The sequence below is a fragment of the Pseudomonas sp. FH1 genome, assembly GCF_000510895.2.
Classification (GTDB): domain Bacteria; phylum Pseudomonadota; class Gammaproteobacteria; order Pseudomonadales; family Pseudomonadaceae; genus Aquipseudomonas; species Aquipseudomonas azotoformans_A.
Window position 1 is genome coordinate 35228 of the sequence record NZ_AOHM01000058.1, and the last position, 16605, is coordinate 51832.

The 16605-nt window shown below is 61.3% G+C and carries 17 protein-coding genes and 1 other RNA gene; 12 read left to right on the plus strand and 6 right to left on the minus strand.

All coding sequences use genetic code 11. From position 1 onward, the window contains the following. The first annotated feature begins 94 nt into the window (after positions 1 to 94). The 5 genes from ffs to H096_RS18055 all read left to right on the plus strand — a co-directional run bounded on the left by ffs (position 95) and on the right by H096_RS18055 (position 4526). An RNA gene (gene ffs / locus H096_RS33375) (signal recognition particle sRNA small type) lies at positions 95 to 191 on the plus strand. A gap of 126 nt (positions 192 to 317) precedes the next feature. Beyond that, entirely contained in the window at positions 318 to 749 is a 432-nt protein-coding gene (locus tag H096_RS18040) for a hypothetical protein (protein ID WP_033901074.1), read from the plus strand. Between the two features lie 20 nt (positions 750 to 769). Beyond that, positions 770 to 2731, plus strand: a complete 1962-nt coding sequence (locus H096_RS18045) for an AAA family ATPase (RefSeq protein WP_033900549.1) — start codon at positions 770 to 772, stop codon at positions 2729 to 2731. A gap of 156 nt (positions 2732 to 2887) precedes the next feature. After that, a complete protein-coding gene (locus H096_RS18050; protein WP_033900550.1) occupies positions 2888 to 3934 on the plus strand; it encodes an N-acetylmuramidase family protein in 1047 nt (348 codons plus the stop codon). A gap of 1 nt (position 3935) precedes the next feature. Then, positions 3936 to 4526: a hypothetical protein gene (locus H096_RS18055; protein WP_033900551.1), complete on the plus strand. Its 591-nt coding sequence runs from the start codon at positions 3936 to 3938 to the stop codon at positions 4524 to 4526. On the opposite strand, the gene H096_RS18060 is transcribed toward H096_RS18055, so the two are convergent. Beyond that, entirely contained in the window at positions 4527 to 5390 is an 864-nt protein-coding gene (locus H096_RS18060) for a LysR substrate-binding domain-containing protein (protein ID WP_033900552.1), read from the minus strand. It abuts the gene before it with no gap. Between the two features lie 102 nt (positions 5391 to 5492). Between H096_RS18060 and H096_RS18065 the strand changes: the two genes are divergently transcribed. Continuing rightward, on the plus strand, positions 5493 to 6452 hold the full coding sequence (locus H096_RS18065; protein WP_033900553.1) for a DMT family transporter: 960 nt from the start codon (positions 5493 to 5495) through the stop codon (positions 6450 to 6452). Here H096_RS18065 and H096_RS18070 read toward each other — a convergent pair. Both H096_RS18070 and H096_RS18075 read right to left on the minus strand, forming a co-directional pair. Continuing rightward, on the minus strand, positions 6366 to 6737 hold the full coding sequence (locus tag H096_RS18070) for a VOC family protein (RefSeq protein WP_033900554.1): 372 nt from the start codon (positions 6735 to 6737) through the stop codon (positions 6366 to 6368). The two genes, H096_RS18065 and H096_RS18070, sit on opposite strands and share 87 nt — an antisense overlap. Before the next feature lie 55 nt (positions 6738 to 6792). Beyond that, positions 6793 to 7542, minus strand: coding sequence for a transporter substrate-binding domain-containing protein (locus tag H096_RS18075; RefSeq protein WP_033900555.1), 750 nt, complete (start codon positions 7540 to 7542; stop codon positions 6793 to 6795). Between the two features lie 133 nt (positions 7543 to 7675). Here H096_RS18075 and dnaX point away from each other — a divergent pair, with 133 nt between their 5' ends. The 5 genes from dnaX (at position 7676) to H096_RS18100 (ending at position 13145) form a co-directional block, all read left to right on the plus strand. After that, on the plus strand, positions 7676 to 9730 hold the full coding sequence (gene dnaX / locus H096_RS18080; RefSeq protein WP_033900556.1) for a DNA polymerase III subunit gamma/tau: 2055 nt from the start codon (positions 7676 to 7678) through the stop codon (positions 9728 to 9730). A 42-nt stretch (positions 9731 to 9772) separates the two neighbouring features. Further along, on the plus strand, positions 9773 to 10111 hold the full coding sequence (locus H096_RS18085; protein ID WP_003175481.1) for a YbaB/EbfC family nucleoid-associated protein: 339 nt from the start codon (positions 9773 to 9775) through the stop codon (positions 10109 to 10111). Between the two features lie 134 nt (positions 10112 to 10245). Then, positions 10246 to 11271, plus strand: coding sequence for an NADP-dependent oxidoreductase (locus H096_RS18090; protein WP_033900558.1), 1026 nt, complete (start codon positions 10246 to 10248; stop codon positions 11269 to 11271). A gap of 58 nt (positions 11272 to 11329) precedes the next feature. After that, positions 11330 to 11932: a recombination mediator RecR gene (recR, locus tag H096_RS18095; RefSeq protein WP_028617479.1), complete on the plus strand. Its 603-nt coding sequence runs from the start codon at positions 11330 to 11332 to the stop codon at positions 11930 to 11932. A gap of 64 nt (positions 11933 to 11996) precedes the next feature. Continuing rightward, positions 11997 to 13145 (plus strand): acyl-CoA dehydrogenase family protein, encoded by a 1149-nt coding sequence (locus H096_RS18100; protein ID WP_033900559.1) that lies wholly within the window; start codon positions 11997 to 11999, stop codon positions 13143 to 13145. Here H096_RS18100 and H096_RS18105 read toward each other — a convergent pair whose 3' ends face one another. Further along, positions 13146 to 13694: an adenine phosphoribosyltransferase gene (locus H096_RS18105; protein ID WP_016979301.1), complete on the minus strand. Its 549-nt coding sequence runs from the start codon at positions 13692 to 13694 to the stop codon at positions 13146 to 13148. Between the two features lie 80 nt (positions 13695 to 13774). Beyond that, a complete protein-coding gene (gene fnr, locus H096_RS18110) occupies positions 13775 to 14509 on the minus strand; it encodes a fumarate/nitrate reduction transcriptional regulator Fnr (protein ID WP_033900561.1) in 735 nt (244 codons plus the stop codon). A 153-nt stretch (positions 14510 to 14662) separates the two neighbouring features. Between fnr and H096_RS18115 the strand changes: the two genes are divergently transcribed. After that, positions 14663 to 15130, plus strand: a complete 468-nt coding sequence (locus H096_RS18115) for a FlxA-like family protein (RefSeq protein ID WP_082461644.1) — start codon at positions 14663 to 14665, stop codon at positions 15128 to 15130. Here H096_RS18115 and hemN read toward each other — a convergent pair whose 3' ends face one another. Beyond that, a complete protein-coding gene (gene hemN, locus H096_RS18120; protein ID WP_033900564.1) occupies positions 15131 to 16513 on the minus strand; it encodes an oxygen-independent coproporphyrinogen III oxidase in 1383 nt (460 codons plus the stop codon). It abuts the gene before it with no gap. Positions 16514 to 16605 lie beyond the last annotated feature (92 nt).

Below are 16605 nucleotides of genomic sequence, written 5' to 3' on the forward strand. Positions count from 1 at the left end.
TCATATTTTTAATCCGCGCCCAACGGTTGTAACTTCCGATGAGATCGGTACAATGGCCCCGCTTGCCGAGAGGCAGGCGTCGTTATGGTGACCCCATCGGTCCCCCCGCAACGATTACCCGTGAACCTGGTCAGAGCCGGAAGGCAGCAGCCACAGCGGGAACATTGTGTGCCGGGGTGTGGCTGGTGGGGTTGCCTCCATAACGCTCTTCCTTGCAACACCTCCTTAAATTCAATTCAAAAAATGCATTCAAGCCATCTGCCATCGAGCAGTCCATGGCGGCATACTCCAGTGCCTGGCATCCGGAGACAACACACGTGGAAAAAGTCGACGACCTCACGCGCGAGAAGCTGCGGGAGTGGCAGATGCGGCGCCTGGAGATCAAGGACCGCATTCAATCCCATCCTGAACAGACCCTGGAATTGTCACGGGTGCTGGACCTTATGGACGACGAACACGCGGAAATCCTCAGCCAGGCGGAAATGATCCGGACGGGGGAGGTGGCCAACGAGTCCGCACCGCCTGCCGATCCAGCAGCGCCGCCCCTCACAGGTGCCTACACGCTGCAATTGAATGTGGCCGCACAGAGTGCCGAAGACCTGCGCCGGCTACTGGATATGGCGGTCTTCGAACTTCAGCAGCAGGTCACTGCGATGGTTACTACGGCTGACGCGGGTCCTCATTGGGGCGGTATGTCAGGCTCCCTCGGGGAGTATCGGTTTGAACTGGGCGGTCAGGGCAATGCCTGATTCCCTGGCGGCGAGGCGTTATGCAACCGGAACACTTTGATTTAGCCAGCCCGGTCTTCCTGCCTGTCACGGAGGAAACCTGCACGGCCCTGCTCGGCGCGGACGCTGCCAAGGCCCTGGTCGGCCTGACGGACCCGGAGTTGGCCGCCGTGCTGGTGATCCAGAACCTGGCCCAGGCGGCGCAAAAGGACCTGACGTGCGCGGGTGCCGAGCGCATCCTGGCCAAGTTGCTCGATTGGTCGGTGGATACCCAGGCAGAGGGCGCCGCCACGTTGTTGTCCGAAGCCCAGCGGCTGTTCGATCCGCGCAAGCTGTACTTCGGCTTCAATGCCCTTAAAACCGTCAATCTGCGCCTGCTCTCGGCTGAAGAAGTCGCGGCGCGGGATTACCTGCTGCCTACGGGTAAATGGGATATCGGCTACAAGGTCCGCCATTTGCGCAGCAACGATCCCTTCAGCCAGCAGATGGTCACGCCCCGGCACCGCGAGCGCTGGCTCAGCCCGGCCCAGGACAAGCTGGTGCGGACCTTTCGCGCCAACCTGAACGAAGACCTGCATGTCCAAGGCTACGCGGGCATCGGCAAGAGCCACCTGCTCGGCGCGTTGATGGAGTGCCTGCGGCCGGCCCAGACCCTGATATTGGCCCGCACGGGGGCAAAACTCGCGACTTTGCGTGAACGCATGGGGCTGGCCAAGGACAGTAAGACCGGTTCGACCTTTGCCGCCTTCGCCAAGGCACTCTTGCAAGGGCAGCGCCCCGCCGCGCAGGCCACGCCGGCCCGGTTGCCCGGCAAACACGAAGTGTCGCAGACCCTGAATATACATGGCTGGCGCGGACACGATGGCGCGGCCACGCTCGATATCTGCCTGAAGGTGCTCGACAGCTATTGCCACTCCAACCATCACTGTCTGTCGGCCCGGCATTTGCCGCATTTCAAACAGCCTCTGTCCAGCGTGGATGCCCAGGCGTTGCTGGAGTACTCCAGCCGGTTGTGGACGTACGTTCAAGCCAACCCGCAATGGGCCGGTCAGACGGCCTTTGCCGCGCTGTTACTGATCAAGCGTGCAAGCCTCGATGGATGCGTGGTGCCGCCTCGCTACACCCATGTGCTGATCGATGAAAGCCAAGACATTCCGCCTTCGTTGTTGCAGATTATCGAACGCGGCCGCCAGGTGTTGATCACCCTTGGCGATGAGTATCAATTGGCCAGCGGTGTAATGGTCAGGCGCAAGCGCGAAGTCCGGCACACCGATATCAATTACTCCGTGCGTTCGGGCCGCAACGTCGAGCGCCTGGTCAACCCGCTGATCAGCGTGCACTCGCAGAAGGGCAAGACACCCTTCGAAGGCGCGCGGGATGCCGACGTCGGCATTGAGCATTACCCCCAGGGTTTCGTGCCGCCCGAAGGCTGCGTGGTGTTGACCGCGTCCCCTTGGGACACCATGAAATGGGCCATCCAGTTGCAACAGGCCAACTGCCCGTTTGGCTTCTTCGACAGTGCCGCGCAACAGGATCTGCAGCGCTTCATGATCAGCGTCATCGCGCTGTTCAAGCCGGAGTTCTACAGCAACGAGCACAACGACAATGGTCCCCATGCGTACTTCAGTGACATGGATGACTGGCAACAGGTGCGCGATGCCAGCCAGTACGACGAGTCGTTCCTGTGGGTCGAGAGCGAGCTGGAAAAAGGCTTCAACGTCGCTGATATCACGCGTTTGAACCGCCTCAGCGGCATCCCCGGCAAACGCTGCCTGCTGATGTTGGCGGAGGAGGCGGGTGGCATGGAGTTCGACCGGGTGTTGCTCACGCCAGAGTTGTTGACCAACGTGAAGTTCAAGGACGCCTATGCGTTCGACCAGCGACTGTGTGCGGTGTACATCGCCATTTCACGGGCTCGGGTGCAGCTGTACCTGCCTTACGACGTGGTTGAGTGGATTGATTTCCACACCTATCAGAAAACCCGTGAATTCCACGGTTACTGATTTATTTAATTCGGCTGTTTCACAACTTTCAGCGGTCGCTCTGGACAACCTAAAACCACCTTGTTAGTTTCCGCCAGCCACTTGTTTCAGAGTATGACAAGGTGTGGAGTTGATATTGAAGTGCCATCACTTCTTTAACTAACAAGGATGTCTTTGATGAAAAGCCTGCAAGGGTTGCCCCGTCTTATCAGTGCTTCGGTAGGTGCGCCCGGTAAAGCCCGCAACTTGCCCGCCGATGTGCAGTGCATCCAATATTTATTCAATCTGATCATTCCAAAACTGGGTTTTCCGCTGACCGAAAACGGCAAGTGCGACGGCCAGTTGGTGCAGTGCATCAGCCAGTACCAGTTCCGTCATCTCAAATATGCGCACCCCGATGGGGTGATCGACCCGACCGGTAAAACCTTCAACAGTCTGATCGAAGAGGCGGTGAAGGTGCCGGTGAAGGCGTTTCCGAGCATGCGCATCCCGACTTTCCTGAATGTGTTCGGCAACAACCAGGGCGATGCGGTACAGGCCACGGTCAATGTGTACCTGGACCGCATGCGCGCGATGATCGAGGCCGAGAAGCGCAACCGCCAGTTGATGCTCCAGGCCACGTGCGACGGGGGCATGACCCTCAGCGAGAGCGATTTCCAGAATGCCGCCACGCAGTTGGGCGGCGGTATTTCGGTGAATATCATCAAGGCGTTCGCCACCGTGGAGTCCGGCGGGCGTTCGGGGTTCGGGCCGGCCAAGCTGCCGGTGATCGCGTTTGAAGGGCACCTGTTTCGCAAGTACACCAAGCACATCTACGACCAGGCGCATCCGCTGCTGTCCTACCCCTACAAGAAAAAGGCCGGGCCGCAGTGGCAGGCCAATAACAAGGACCAGGCCAAGGCCTGGGAAACCATGGCCACCGCCTTTGCGCTGGATCAGGAAGCCGCGTTGATGTCGGCGTCCTGGGGCATGTTTCAGATCATGGGCTTCAACTACGCGTCCTGCGGTTACAAGACGGTGTTTGAATTCTCGGCGGCATTAAAAGTGAATGCCGGCAACCAACTAAAGGCGTTCCTCGGTTTTTGCAGCAAGAGCCCGGCATTGATGAAAGCCATGAAAAGCAAAGATTTCACCGGCATGGCGCGTAACTATAACGGCGAGGACTACGGCAACTATGACGTCCTTATGCAAAAAGCCTACGAGAAACTTGAAGGGAAAAAATAAGATGATGCGTTTTCTAGCAGTAGGTGTGTTGTCGTTGTGCGCCGTTGTCCCCGCATTTGCTGGTTCGCCTGCGTTGCATTCTGGCAAGTACGAAGGGCTGATGCTGGCGGTGACGCCTGAGCACCAGGTGGAAGGTTATTACTCGGAAGCGATGGGCGAGGGCGTGACCCGCAGCTGCGCGTTCTACCTGCAAGGCAAGCCCGCCGCGCTGACCACCTGGCTCGATGAGGCTTATCCCGGCAGCGTGGCGCCTTCATCCGACGGAGTGACCCTGACCGTGGCGGAAGGCCGTCAGCACCCCGGCTGCCTTAATGTGCTGATGCCGGAGATTGCTACCGGTTTGGACTTGACCCAGACTGCCAGCACGAAATGGATCGGCCTGGTGAAGGTGTCCGCCGACAAGGCCTACCTGTTGAAGAGCCCGAGTGCCAAGGCCGCCAAGCGCCCCTACATTGTCAAGAATGACGTGGTCGGTGTGCTGGCCTTCAAGGATGGCTGGGCCCAGGTCGAGTTCATCAATGCCGATGACCGCTCGTTTACTGGCTGGATCAGCCAGGACCAGTACGCGCGTTTGGCGGCCCCTAAAAGCTGATCAGCCGAAGGTTTCACGCAACAACCCAGCAAACGCATCCCGCGCCAGATGCCGCTGGGTGTCCTTGTGCCAGAACAGCAGGTTGTCCACCGCCTGTAGTTCTTCGAACCGGTACGATGCCAGCTGATTGGCCTGCTCATAGCGGGCCAGGATGCCTTCCGGCGCCAGCGCCACGCCGATCCCGGCACTCACGCAACCAATGATCGTGCCCCAACTGGCATAGCTGGCAATGGTCGGCTTGAAGGCGTGGGGCTTGACCCAGTTCTCCAGCGCCGCCCGATAGGGGCAGCCCGGTGGCCACACCAGCAAGGTGCGGCCAGCCAGGTCTTCGGCGCTGCGGATCGGTTCGCTGGAGGCGCTGGCGATCAGCACCAGGCGCTCGCTGTAGACCACGCTGTGGTCGAGCTTTGCGCGTTTGTTGCCGGCGGCCACCAGCGCCACATCGAGGCGATGGTGTTGCAGGTCATCGAGCAGCTCGCCCCAGGCGCCGGTTACTAATTCCAGGCTGACATCCGGGTAGCGCCGGTGATACTCCGCCAACAGCGGCGGCAGGCGGCCACTGGCGCTGGACTCCACCGCGCCGATGCGCAAAGTGCCGCGGGGAATGGCGGTGGCGTCCACGGCGCGTTTGGATTCGTCCACCAGGGCGAGGATGCGTTCGCAGTAATCGAGGAAAATCTCCCCCGCCGCACTGATCGCCAACCCACGCCCCGCGCGGATGAACAGCGGCGTGCCCAACTCGCTTTCCAGTTGCTTGATCCGCGTGGTGATGTTGGACGGCACGCAATGCAGTTGCACGGCGGCCTGGGCCACGCTGCCGGTTTGCGCCACGGCTCGCACCATTTTCAGTTGGGCCAGTTCCATTGCTCAGTTCCAGTGATTTCAGAAGTCAGAAACGCTTAATTGTCCTACGCCTTGTGCGGGCCAAGACTGACGGCATTCCTTCTCAGTTTTCGGATGCCGTCGATGAACACCCCGTCACCCCTGAAGCTTACGCTAGTCATCGCCAGCGTCATCCTCTGTTGGGCCTATTCGCCGATTGGTGTGCACATGGGGCTGCACAGCTACAGCCCTGGCCAGCTGGCGCTGCTGCGGTTCTTGATCGCCTCGGTGTTCATGGCCGGTGTGGCGCTGGTGATGGGCATTGGTCGGCCACGTCTGCGGGATCTGCCGTGGCTGCTGGTGTTGAGTTTTTTCGGGGTGTTCCTGCATCACACCAGCCTGAATTACGGACAGCAATTCGTCACGGCGGCGGCGTCCAGCGTGTTGGCGCAATCGGCGCCGCTGTTCAGCGTGCTGATCGCATTTTTCTGCTTGAAGGAACGGGTCAGCCTCTGGCGCTGGAGCTGTGTGTTGCTCGGCCTGCTGGGTGTGCTGGTGGTGATCTGGGGCGATCACGGCCTGGGCGATATCGACCCGCGGGGCCTGTTGATCCTGCTGGCGGCGGTGTCGTGGAGCCTGTACTTCGCCATCCAGAAACACTACGCCCATCGCTATAGCCCGCTGACCATGGCGTGCTACATGGTGTGGGCGGGCACCTTGATGCTCTGCGTGAATCTACCGGGCCTGCCCGCTGCGGTGGTGCAGGCGCCGTTACCGGAAAACCTCGCGGTGCTGGTGCTCGGGATATTTCCCAGTGCCCTGGCGTACCTGGCCTGGGGTTATGTGTTGAAACATGTCGAGGTCAGCCGCGCCTCGGTGGCGATGTACCTGATCCCGCCCGTGGCCATGACGATGGCGGCGACACTGCTGGGCGAGCACATCGCCCTGCAAGTGGTGCTGGGCGGTGTGATCGTGCTGGCCAGCGTGGCCGCCATCAGCCTGGAAGGGCGCTGGCGGTCACTCGCTCAGGCAAAACGCGCGCAGCCGGTGGCCGTCGAGGTCCTGGGCGACGAAGGTGTAGCCGAAATCCAGGGTGGTCGGTGACTGGATGATCGTCGCGCCGTGTGCTACCCACTGGTCGTGCAGGGCATCCACGGCGGCCTTGTCGGCCAGGGACATCCCCACTTCACCGCCACCGCCCGTGAGCTGCGCGGCGGGTTCCACCGTATGGCGCGACCACAGGCCCAGCTTCACGCCACTGTCGAGAATGAACAGGGCGAAGGTCGGGTTGAGCTCCACCGGCGGCTTGTCCAGCAGGCGGCTATAGAAGTTGGCGCTGGTGGCCGGGCTGTCGACGTAGAGCAAAAAGTAATGGGCGACGGTGTGCATGCTGGCTCCTTGGAAGGGCGTGTTGTGAGGGAGCCGAGTCTATAAGGCGGTGCTGTCAGTTCCTGTCAGGAGTCTCACCGGTGTAGAGCTGGATGATCTGGTCGATCTCGCCCGACATCTTCATCCGTAACAAGGTGCGCAGGATCAACTGCACCGGCACGTTCGGGTCATTGCGCACGGTGCAGCCAAGGCTCTGTTCATCGATCACAGCCACCTTGTGCAGGCGTTTGCCCACCGGCATCCGCTGGTTGAAGCGATCGAGTATCCATTCATTGATCACTGCGAACTTGAAACGCCCGGCCACCAGTTTGTGCAGCACCTGCTCTTCGCTGCGCGCATCGTCGCGGCTGAGCTGGCCGCTGGCAAACAGCGGGTCGAGGGTGGCGTAGCGGTAATTGAGCACGGTGCCGATGGCTTGCGGCGCGAGTTTGTCGACCTGTACCGGCTGCGCAGGAATGTGCGTGCTGACCAACAGGTTGCGCTGCACCATCAGCGGAATGCTCCAGGTGTAGTCACCGGACTGGTCGTCGACCCAGGCCTGGGTGACATAACAGCGCACATCAATATCACCGTGTTCCATGGCGCTGGAGATGCGCGCCCGTGCCAGCACGTGGAATTGCGCCGGGCGGCCGACCTGAGTGGCCAGGCTCAACATCACGTCATACAAAATGCCCTGGGTGGGCAGGCCGTCCTCCAGCTGCACCATGGGCATCGCCCAACTGTCGGAAACCGAGAAGCGCAGCGGTGCGGGCGCTGCAAGGCTGGCCGTGGCAATCATCCATAAAACGCCCAGGACTGCGCGCATAAGCTCTCCGGGTTCAGGCCTTTTTGGGGCCAGTCACAAGAGCTTAGTCAGATTAGGCAAGCGTGCCGGATGCAATTTCCCCCTTGCTCCGCTAGCATTACCGGCTTCTGTTTCCCAGTTGCGACGGTTTTCCATGAGTTATCAGGTTCTTGCACGTAAATGGCGTCCGCGCTCGTTCCGCGAAATGGTCGGCCAGACCCATGTGCTCAAGGCTCTGATCAATGCCTTGGACAGCCAGCGGCTGCACCACGCGTACCTGTTCACCGGTACGCGAGGGGTGGGCAAGACCACCATTGCGCGCATCATCGCCAAATGCCTGAACTGTGAAACCGGTATCACTTCCACGCCATGCGGCACCTGCTCGGTGTGCAAGGAAATCGACGAAGGGCGCTTTGTCGACCTGATCGAGATCGACGCCGCGAGCCGCACCAAGGTCGAAGACACCCGCGAGCTGCTCGACAACGTGCAGTACGCGCCGAGTCGCGGCCGCTTCAAGGTCTACCTGATCGACGAAGTGCACATGCTCTCCAGCCATTCCTTCAACGCCCTGTTGAAAACCCTGGAAGAGCCGCCGCCGTACGTCAAATTCATCCTGGCCACGACCGACCCGCAGAAACTTCCTGCAACGATTCTGTCGCGGTGCCTGCAGTTCTCCCTGAAAAACATGACCCCCGAGCGGGTGGTCGAGCATTTGACCCACGTGCTGGGCGTCGAGAACGTTCCGTTCGAAGACGACGCGCTGTGGCTGCTCGGCCGCGCCGCCGATGGCTCGATGCGTGACGCCATGAGCCTCACCGACCAGGCCATTGCCTTTGGTGAAGGCAAGGTCATGGCTGCCGACGTGCGCGCCATGCTTGGCACCCTCGACCACGGTCAGGTTTTCGATGTGCTGCACGCGTTGATCGAAGGCGACGCCAAGGCGTTGCTCGAAGCCGTGCGTCACCTGTCGGAGCAAGGCCCGGACTGGAATGGCGTGCTCTCGGAGATCCTCAATGTGCTGCACCGCGTCGCCATCGCCCAGGCCCTGCCTGAGGGTGTCGACAACGGCCATGGCGACCGCGACCGCGTGTTGGCCCTGGCCCAGGCATTGCCGGCCGAAGATGTGCAGTTCTATTACCAGATGGGCCTGATCGGCCGTCGTGACCTGCCCCTGGCGCCCGACCCGCGTGGTGGCTTTGAAATGGTGCTGCTGCGGATGCTGGCGTTCCGGCCCGCCGATTCGGCCGATGCGCCGAGACAGCCGCTAAAGCCAGTGGGGATCAGCCAGGCCAAAGTTGATTCCGCCAAACCAGTGGCTGGCGCGGCGGTGGTCGCGCCAGTGGTGGCTGCGCCTGCGCCGGTCGCTCCGGTGCCCGAGCCGGAGCCTGTGGTCGCTGCGCCGGTGGTCGAGCCGGAACCGGTTGTCGAGCCTGAGCCGGTCGTCGACCTGCCCTGGAATGATCCGGTTGAAGCTGAAGTCGAAGCCGAGCAAGCGCCCGCCGTGGAGCCTGTGCTGGAAACCACCGGCGAGCAGCCCGAGCTGACGCCGATGCCTACGCCGACCCCGGACAGTGTGGTGCCGGACGCCCCGGAATGGGTGTCCGCGCCGGTCCCCGAGCCGACCGTGGCCCAGGTGGAAGCCGCCACGCCGGGCATCGACCTCGACGACGAACCGCCGCTGGACGAAGACTACATCGAGCCGGACATGGATTCGGCCTACAGCTACCTGGACGACCTGGCCAGCGAACACACCGCCGAACCGGCCCCCGAGCCCGAGGCGGAACCCGCTGCCGCGCCGGCCACCGGCCTGGCCCTGCAATGGCTGGAATTATTTCCGAAGCTGCCGATTTCCGGCATGACCGGTAGCATCGCCGCCAACTGCACGCTGATTTCCATCGACGGCGATCACTGGCTGTTGCACCTGGACCCGGCCCACAGCGCCCTGTTCAACGCGACCCAGCAACGTCGCCTGAATGACGCACTGAACCAGTACCATGAGCGCACGCTGACCATTGCCATCGAGCTGATCAAGCCGGAGCAGGAAACCCCGGCCCAGGCCGCGACGCGCCGGCGTATCAACCGCCAGCGTGAGGCCGAGGACTCGATCCATGGTGATCCGCTCATCCAGCAAATGATGCAACAGTTCGGTGCGGTCGTCCGTCACGATACTATTGAACCTGTCGAAGCCCCGGTGCCCCAGGCGTCATAAACCGGGCTACTAACTTGATCCACGTACTTTGAGGTGATTCCCATGATGAAAGGTGGCATGGCCGGCCTGATGAAGCAGGCGCAGCAGATGCAGGAAAAGATGGCCAAGATGCAGGAAGAACTGGCCAACGCCGAAGTCACCGGTAAAGCCGGTGGCGATATGGTCAGCGTGGTGATGACCGGTCGTCACGACATCAAGCGCGTGAGCATCGACCCAAGCGTATTGCCTGGCGTCGGTGAAGATGACCTGGAAATGCTCGAAGCCTTGTTCGCTGCGGCCGTCAACGACGCCGTGCGCAAGATCGAAGCCAACAGCCAGGAAAAAATGGGCGGCGTCACCGCTGGCATGCAATTGCCACCGGGCATGAAGCTGCCGTTCTGATCCGGTAGCGTTAGCTAGACTCCAATGCCAGGCCTCGTGCCTGGCATTTTTGTTTGTGCCAAATCTGATCGAACCCTGGCACGGCACGCATGGTCTGCACCCTATACCGATGGATTCGATAAAGGAGCCCCTTCATGCCTCAAGAACCGACCCTGAACCAGCGCATTGTCCTGGTCTCACGCCCCCAGGGCGCACCGACCCCGGAAAACTTCCGCCTGGAACGCGTGAATCTGCCGGAGTTGGCCGACGGCCAGGTCCTGCTGAAGACGTTGTACCTGTCCTTGGACCCTTACATGCGCGGGCGCATGAGCGACGCACCGTCCTACGCCGCGCCGGTAGAAATCGATGAAGTGATGACCGGCGGGGCTGTCAGCCGTATCGAGCAATCGCGTAATCCGAAATTTGAAGTGGGCGACCTGGTGGTCGGCTCGACCGGTTGGCAGAGCCACAGCATTTCCGATGGCCGTAACCTGATGCCGGTGCCCAAGGGCCTGGCCAGCCCGTCCATGGCCCTCGGAGTGCTGGGCATGCCGGGCATGACCGCCTACATGGGCCTGATGGACATCGGCCAGCCCAAAACCGGGGAAACCCTGGTCGTCGCCGCGGCGTCTGGCGCGGTGGGCTCAGTGGTGGGGCAGGTGGCCAAGCTCAAGGGCTTGCGCGTGGTCGGCATCGCCGGAGGCGCAGACAAGTGCCGCTACGTGGTGGATGAGTTGGGCTTCGATGCCTGCATCGACCACAAAAGTGAACACTTCGCCGATGAATTGGCCCAGGCCTGCTTCAAGGGTGTGGACATCTATTTCGAGAACGTCGGCGGCAAGGTGTTCGACGCCGTGGTGCCCTTGCTCAATCCCAAGGCCCGGATTCCACTGTGTGGGCTCATCGCTGGCTACAACGCCCACCAACCCCCCAGCGGCCCGGACCGGCTGCCGGCGCTGCAACGGACCTTGCTGACCAAGCGCGTGCGTATCCAGGGCTTTATCGTGTTCGATGACTACGGTGATCGCCAGCCCGAATTCCTCAGCGCGATGGCGCCGTGGGTGCGTGACGGCAAGATCAAGTTCCGTGAGGACGTGGTCGAGGGCCTGGAGCAGGCGCCCGAAGCCTTTATCGGTCTGTTGGAAGGGCGCAACTTCGGTAAGTTGGTCGTGCGCATTTGACGCTTATCCGGGGCGCGGGTATAAACCGCGTCTCGTTGTTTTGTCGGACCCTTCGCCCATGAGCTTCAGCCCCCTGATTCGCCAACTGATCGACGCCCTGCGCATTTTGCCGGGTGTCGGCCAGAAAACCGCCCAGCGTATGGCGCTGCAACTGCTGGAGCGTGATCGCAGCGGCGGCGCCCGGTTGGCCCAGGCCTTGAGCCAGGCCATGACCGGTGTCGGCCACTGCCGCCAGTGCCGCACCCTCACTGAAGAAGAACTCTGCCCGCAGTGCGCCGACCCGCGCCGCGACGATACGCTGCTGTGTGTTGTCGAAGGGCCGATGGATGTGTACGCGGTGGAGCAGACCGGCTATCGAGGTCGCTACTTCGTGCTCAAGGGCCACCTGTCGCCGCTGGACGGCCTGGGCCCGGAAGCCATCGGCATTCCGCAGTTGGTGGCGCGCATCGAAGAGCAGGGCACTTTTACCGAAGTGATCCTGGCCACCAACCCGACGGTGGAAGGTGAGGCGACCGCGCACTACATCGCGCAATTGCTGACCAACAAAGGCCTGATCACCTCGCGTATCGCCCACGGCGTGCCGTTGGGCGGCGAGTTGGAGTTGGTGGATGGCGGCACGCTGGCGCATTCCTTCGCAGGCCGCAAACCCATCGCCCTCTAACGGATGGCTTGATAACCAAGCAAGCGCTTGGTAAGTTCCCTCCACCTCACCGTGGAGCTTGCCGATGTCTGCCTATCAGGACTACTTCGACCCCAGCCACCAATTGGTCCGCGACAGCGTGCGTCGCTTCGTCGAGCGCGAGATGCTGCCGGGCATCGAACAGTGGGAGGAGGCAGAGAGCTTCCCCCGAGAGCTGTACCTCAAGGCGGGCGCGGCGGGGATTCTTGGCATCGGCTACCCGGAAACGTTGGGCGGCAGCCATGAAGGCGATCTGTTCGCCAAGGTGGCGGCCAGCGAAGAGCTGATGCGTTGCGGCTCCGGTGGCGTCGTGGCGGGGTTGGGATCGTTGGATATCGGCCTGCCGCCTATCGTCAAATGGGCGCGTCCAGAGATTCGCGAGCGTGTCGCCCCGCAAGTACTGTCGGGCGAGAAGATCATCGCCCTGGCGGTCACTGAGCCAGGTGGCGGTTCGGATGTGGCCAGCCTGCAAACCCGCGCCATTCGTGACGGCGAGCATTACCGCGTCAGCGGCAGCAAGACCTTCATCACCAGCGGCAGCCGCGCCGACTTCTACACCGTGGCCGTGCGCACTGGCGGGCCGGGCTTTGCCGGCATCAGCCTGCTGTTGATCGAAAAAGACACCCCCGGTTTCTGCGTCGGCCAGCCCCTGAAAAAAATGGGCTGGTGGGCGTCGGACACCGCTGAATTGTTCTTCGACGATTGCCGCGTGCCTGTCGGCCGCCTGATCGACGCTGAAAACATGGGCTTTGCCTGCATCATGGGCAACTTCCAAAGCGAGCGCCTGGCCCTGGCATTGATGGCCAACATGACGGCGCAGATGGCGCTGGAGGAAAGCCTCGAATGGGCTGCGCAGCGCGAAGCCTTCGGCAAACCCATCGGCAAATTCCAGGTGATCAAGCATCGCCTGGCGGAGATGGCCACCGCCGTGGAGGTTTCACGGGAATTCACTTACCGCCAGGCGGCCAAGATGGCCGCGGGCATCAGCGTGATCAAAGAGATTTCCATGGCCAAGAACCTCGCCACCGACACCGCCGACCGCGTCACCTATGACGCCGTGCAGATCCTCGGGGGCCAGGGTTACATGCGCGGGGCCCTGGTAGAGCGGCTGTATCGCGACAACCGCATCCTGTCCATCGGTGGTGGCACCCGTGAAGTGATGAATGAAATCATCAGCAAGCAGATGGGGCTTTGATCACTGTTCGGTCAGTGCAAACTGCGTCAGGCAAAAAGTCGGGATGCCCATGTCTTCCAGGCGCTGCGAACCGCCCAGCTCCGGCAGATCAATAATCGCCGCCGCTTCGAAGATCGTCGCCCCCATGCGCCGCACCAGGTTCGCCGCTGCGATCAGGGTGCCGCCGGTTGCGATCAAATCATCGAACATCAGCACCGAATCGCCTTCGCACAGGCTGTCGGCATGCACTTCCAGGAACGCCTCGCCGTACTCGGTCTGGTAACCCTCGGCCAGCACGTCAGCCGGCAGCTTGCCTTGCTTGCGGAACAGGATCAGCGGCTTGTTCAGTTGGTAGGCGATGATCGAACCGATCAGGAAACCCCGCGCATCCATCGCGCCGATATGGGTGAATTCGGCCTCGACATACCGATGGGCAAAGCTGTCTGCCACCAGGCGCAGGGCGCGGGGCGATTGGAACAACGGCGTGATGTCACGGAAGATCACCCCAGGCTTGGGGAAGTCGATGACGGGGCGGATCAGGGATTTGATGTCGAACGAATCAAAGGTCATCGTCGAAGAGTCCTGGGGCTGGAAACGGACTCGAAGTATACCTGCGGCCTCGCCGGTTGGCGCGGCCGCAAGTGTCTGCATCAACCTTCCAGCGAGCCACCGGCCAGCGCGCACAGCTGGATCGGGTCGAGGATATGCACTTCTTTACCTTCGGCGGCGATCAGCTCGTTCTGCTGGAAGCGGGTAAACACGCGGGACACGGTTTCCACCGCAAGGCCCAGGTAGTTGCCGATTTCATTGCGCGACATGCTCAGGCGGAACTGGTTGGCCGAGAAACCACGGGCCCGGAACCGCGCCGACAGGTTGACCAGGAAGGTCGCAATGCGCTCGTCGGCGGTTTTCTTCGACAACAGCAGCATCATTTGCTGGTCGTCACGGATCTCGCGGCTCATCACACGCATCAACTGGCGGCGCAGTTGTGGCAGTTGGATGGCCAGTTCGTCCAGGCGTTCGAAGGGGATTTCGCAAACGGATGTCGTTTCCAGCGCCTGCGCCGACACCGGGTGAATCTCGGTGTCCATGCCCGACAACCCCACCAGTTCGCTGGGCAAGTGGAAACCAGTGATCTGCTCTTCGCCGCTGTCGCTCAGGCTGAATGTCTTCAACGCACCTGAACGTACTGCATAAACGGAATCGAACTTGTCGCCCTGGCGGAACAGAAACTCGCCTTTTTTCAGCGGGCGGCCACGTTTAACGATGTCGTCCAGCGCATCCATGTCTTCCAAATTCAACGAAAGTGGCAAGCAGAGGGGGGCCAGGCTGCAATCCTTGCAATGAGCCTGGCTGTGAGCGCGCAGTTTAACTGGCTCGGACATTTCTTAAATCCTTGTGGGAAAACACACATAAGACGTAAGGGTAACGCACTGGGGGGCCGTGAGGCCAGCCTGTACAAAAAACCGGCAGCGGTATAAAGGTTTTTGTGTCGGGGTCGATACAGAAGGCATACCTATTGAGTCGGAGCTTGGATCATGTCTGTTATAGCTGCCTACAACCCTGCCATCCGCATTCCGACCGTCCCGGATGCAAAGCCTGCGGCTGAGGCCAAGGAAGCAGCGCCAGAGGTTGAAACCACCCATGCACCCAAAGTGGTGGAGGGTGTGACGGTGACTATTTCTGCCGATGCGTTCAAGGCGGCAGGTGCGGCCAAAAGCTCCAATGCGGATATCGATGACAGCGGCCTGGACGACAACGTCAAGCAGGTGCTGAAAATGATCCGCCAATTGAAACAACAGATCGCCGAAAAACAGGCGGAGCTGGCGGCTGTTGCTGCAGCCACTAACCTCTCCCCCGAAGAGGCTCGCGCAAAGGCCAGCGCTTTGCAGAGCGAGATCAGTTCATTGCAGGCGGGCCTGATGTCGGCCCAGACCTCACTGGCTAAGTCGATGAAAGGTATGAGTGCCGAGGATTCGATGAAGACCGCCTCACTGGCGATGTAATCAGATCACCCGTGAAAATCGTTGCCTGTTCTGGTGCTCCAGGTAGGCATCGAACACCATGCACACCGAACGCACCAGCAATCGCCCGGCCGGCAATACACGAATGCCCTGGGCGTCGAGTTCGATCAGGCCGTCCTCGGCCATCGCCGTCAGTTGCGGCCAGATGTCGTCGAAATACCCGCGAAAATCCATGTTGAAGGCCTGCTCGATCGTCTCGAATGCCAGGCTGAAATTGCAGATCAACTGCTGAATCACTTCCCGCCGCAACCGATCATCCGTAGTGCAGACCAGGCCGCGACTGGTGGCCAGCTGCGCGCCGGCCAGGGTGTTCTGGTAGCCGTTGAGGTCGCTGCTATTCTGGCAGTACAGGTCACCGATCTGGCTGATCGCCGACACGCCGAGCCCGATCAAATCGCAATGACCGTGGGTGGTGTAGCCCTGGAAGTTGCGTTGCAGGGTGCCTTCTTCCTGGGCGATGGCCAGTTCGTCGTCGGGCAGGGCGAAGTGGTCCATGCCGATGTAGCGGTAACCGGCCTGGGTCAGTTGCTCGATGGTGGTTTGCAGCATCAAGAGCTTTGACGCGGGGGAGGGGAGTTCATCCGTGTTGATGCGCCGCTGGGGCATGAAACGCTCCGGCAGATGCGCGTAATTGAACACCGACAGACGGTCCGGTTGCAGCCTGATCACCTCTTCTACGGTGCGCGCGAAGTTGATCGGCGTTTGCTTGGGCAGACCGTAGATCAGGTCGATATTGATCGAGCGAAATTGCAGGGTGCGCGCTGCATCGATCACTGCACGGGTTTCCTCAAGGCTCTGCAGGCGATTCACCGCCCGTTGCACCTCGGGGTCGAGGTCTTGCAGGCCGATGCTCACGCGGTTGAAGCCGAGCTCACGCAGCAGGCCCATGGTCGCCCAGTCCGCTTCGCGGGGGTCGATCTCGATGCCGTAGTCGCCGGAGTCGTCATCCAGCAGATTGAAGTGCTGGCGCAGGCAGCCCATGACCTGGCGCAGTTCATCGTGGCTGAGAAAGGTCGGGGTGCCGCCGCCAAAATGCAGTTGCTCAACCCGCTGTTTCGGGTCGAGATGGCAGGCCACCAGTTGGATCTCTTGCTCCAGGCGTTGCAGGTAGGCCTGGGCGCGGCCACGGTCCTTGGTGATGACCTTGTTGCAGGCGCAGTAGTAGCAGATGTTCGCGCAGAACGGCACATGCACATACAGCGACAACGGTCGCACGGCTTTGCGGCTGTCGCGCAGGGCGTGGAGCAGGTCGAAGGTGCCGACCTGGCTGTCGAATTGTACGGCGGTGGGGTAGGACGTGTAGCGCGGTCCCGCCAGGTCGTAGCGGTGAATCAGATCGGTGTCCCAACGAATGGCGTCGAGCATGCGGGCGTTCCCCCGGATAGGCTAGTGGGCCGAGTCTAGGGGCGTGGCGCAGGTGCCATCTTGATTTGCATCAACGGGGAGCGGCGCTATGC

Coding starts and splice junctions, on each gene's coding strand:
- H096_RS18045 (WP_033900549.1), top strand. CDS start 770: ATGCAACCGGAACACTTTGATTTAGCCAGCCCGGTCTTCCTGCCTGTC.
- H096_RS18050 (WP_033900550.1), top strand. CDS start 2,888: ATGAAAAGCCTGCAAGGGTTGCCCCGTCTTATCAGTGCTTCGGTAGGT.
- H096_RS18055 (WP_033900551.1), top strand. CDS start 3,936: ATGATGCGTTTTCTAGCAGTAGGTGTGTTGTCGTTGTGCGCCGTTGTC.
- H096_RS18060 (WP_033900552.1), bottom strand. CDS start 5,390: ATGGAACTGGCCCAACTGAAAATGGTGCGAGCCGTGGCGCAAACCGGC.
- H096_RS18065 (WP_033900553.1), top strand. CDS start 5,493: ATGAACACCCCGTCACCCCTGAAGCTTACGCTAGTCATCGCCAGCGTC.
- H096_RS18070 (WP_033900554.1), bottom strand. CDS start 6,737: ATGCACACCGTCGCCCATTACTTTTTGCTCTACGTCGACAGCCCGGCC.
- H096_RS18075 (WP_033900555.1), bottom strand. CDS start 7,542: ATGCGCGCAGTCCTGGGCGTTTTATGGATGATTGCCACGGCCAGCCTT.
- dnaX (WP_033900556.1), top strand. CDS start 7,676: ATGAGTTATCAGGTTCTTGCACGTAAATGGCGTCCGCGCTCGTTCCGC.
- H096_RS18085 (WP_003175481.1), top strand. CDS start 9,773: ATGATGAAAGGTGGCATGGCCGGCCTGATGAAGCAGGCGCAGCAGATG.
- H096_RS18090 (WP_033900558.1), top strand. CDS start 10,246: ATGCCTCAAGAACCGACCCTGAACCAGCGCATTGTCCTGGTCTCACGC.
- recR (WP_028617479.1), top strand. CDS start 11,330: ATGAGCTTCAGCCCCCTGATTCGCCAACTGATCGACGCCCTGCGCATT.
- H096_RS18100 (WP_033900559.1), top strand. CDS start 11,997: ATGTCTGCCTATCAGGACTACTTCGACCCCAGCCACCAATTGGTCCGC.
- H096_RS18105 (WP_016979301.1), bottom strand. CDS start 13,694: ATGACCTTTGATTCGTTCGACATCAAATCCCTGATCCGCCCCGTCATC.
- fnr (WP_033900561.1), bottom strand. CDS start 14,509: ATGTCCGAGCCAGTTAAACTGCGCGCTCACAGCCAGGCTCATTGCAAG.
- H096_RS18115 (WP_082461644.1), top strand. CDS start 14,663: ATGTCTGTTATAGCTGCCTACAACCCTGCCATCCGCATTCCGACCGTC.
- hemN (WP_033900564.1), bottom strand. CDS start 16,513: ATGCTCGACGCCATTCGTTGGGACACCGATCTGATTCACCGCTACGAC.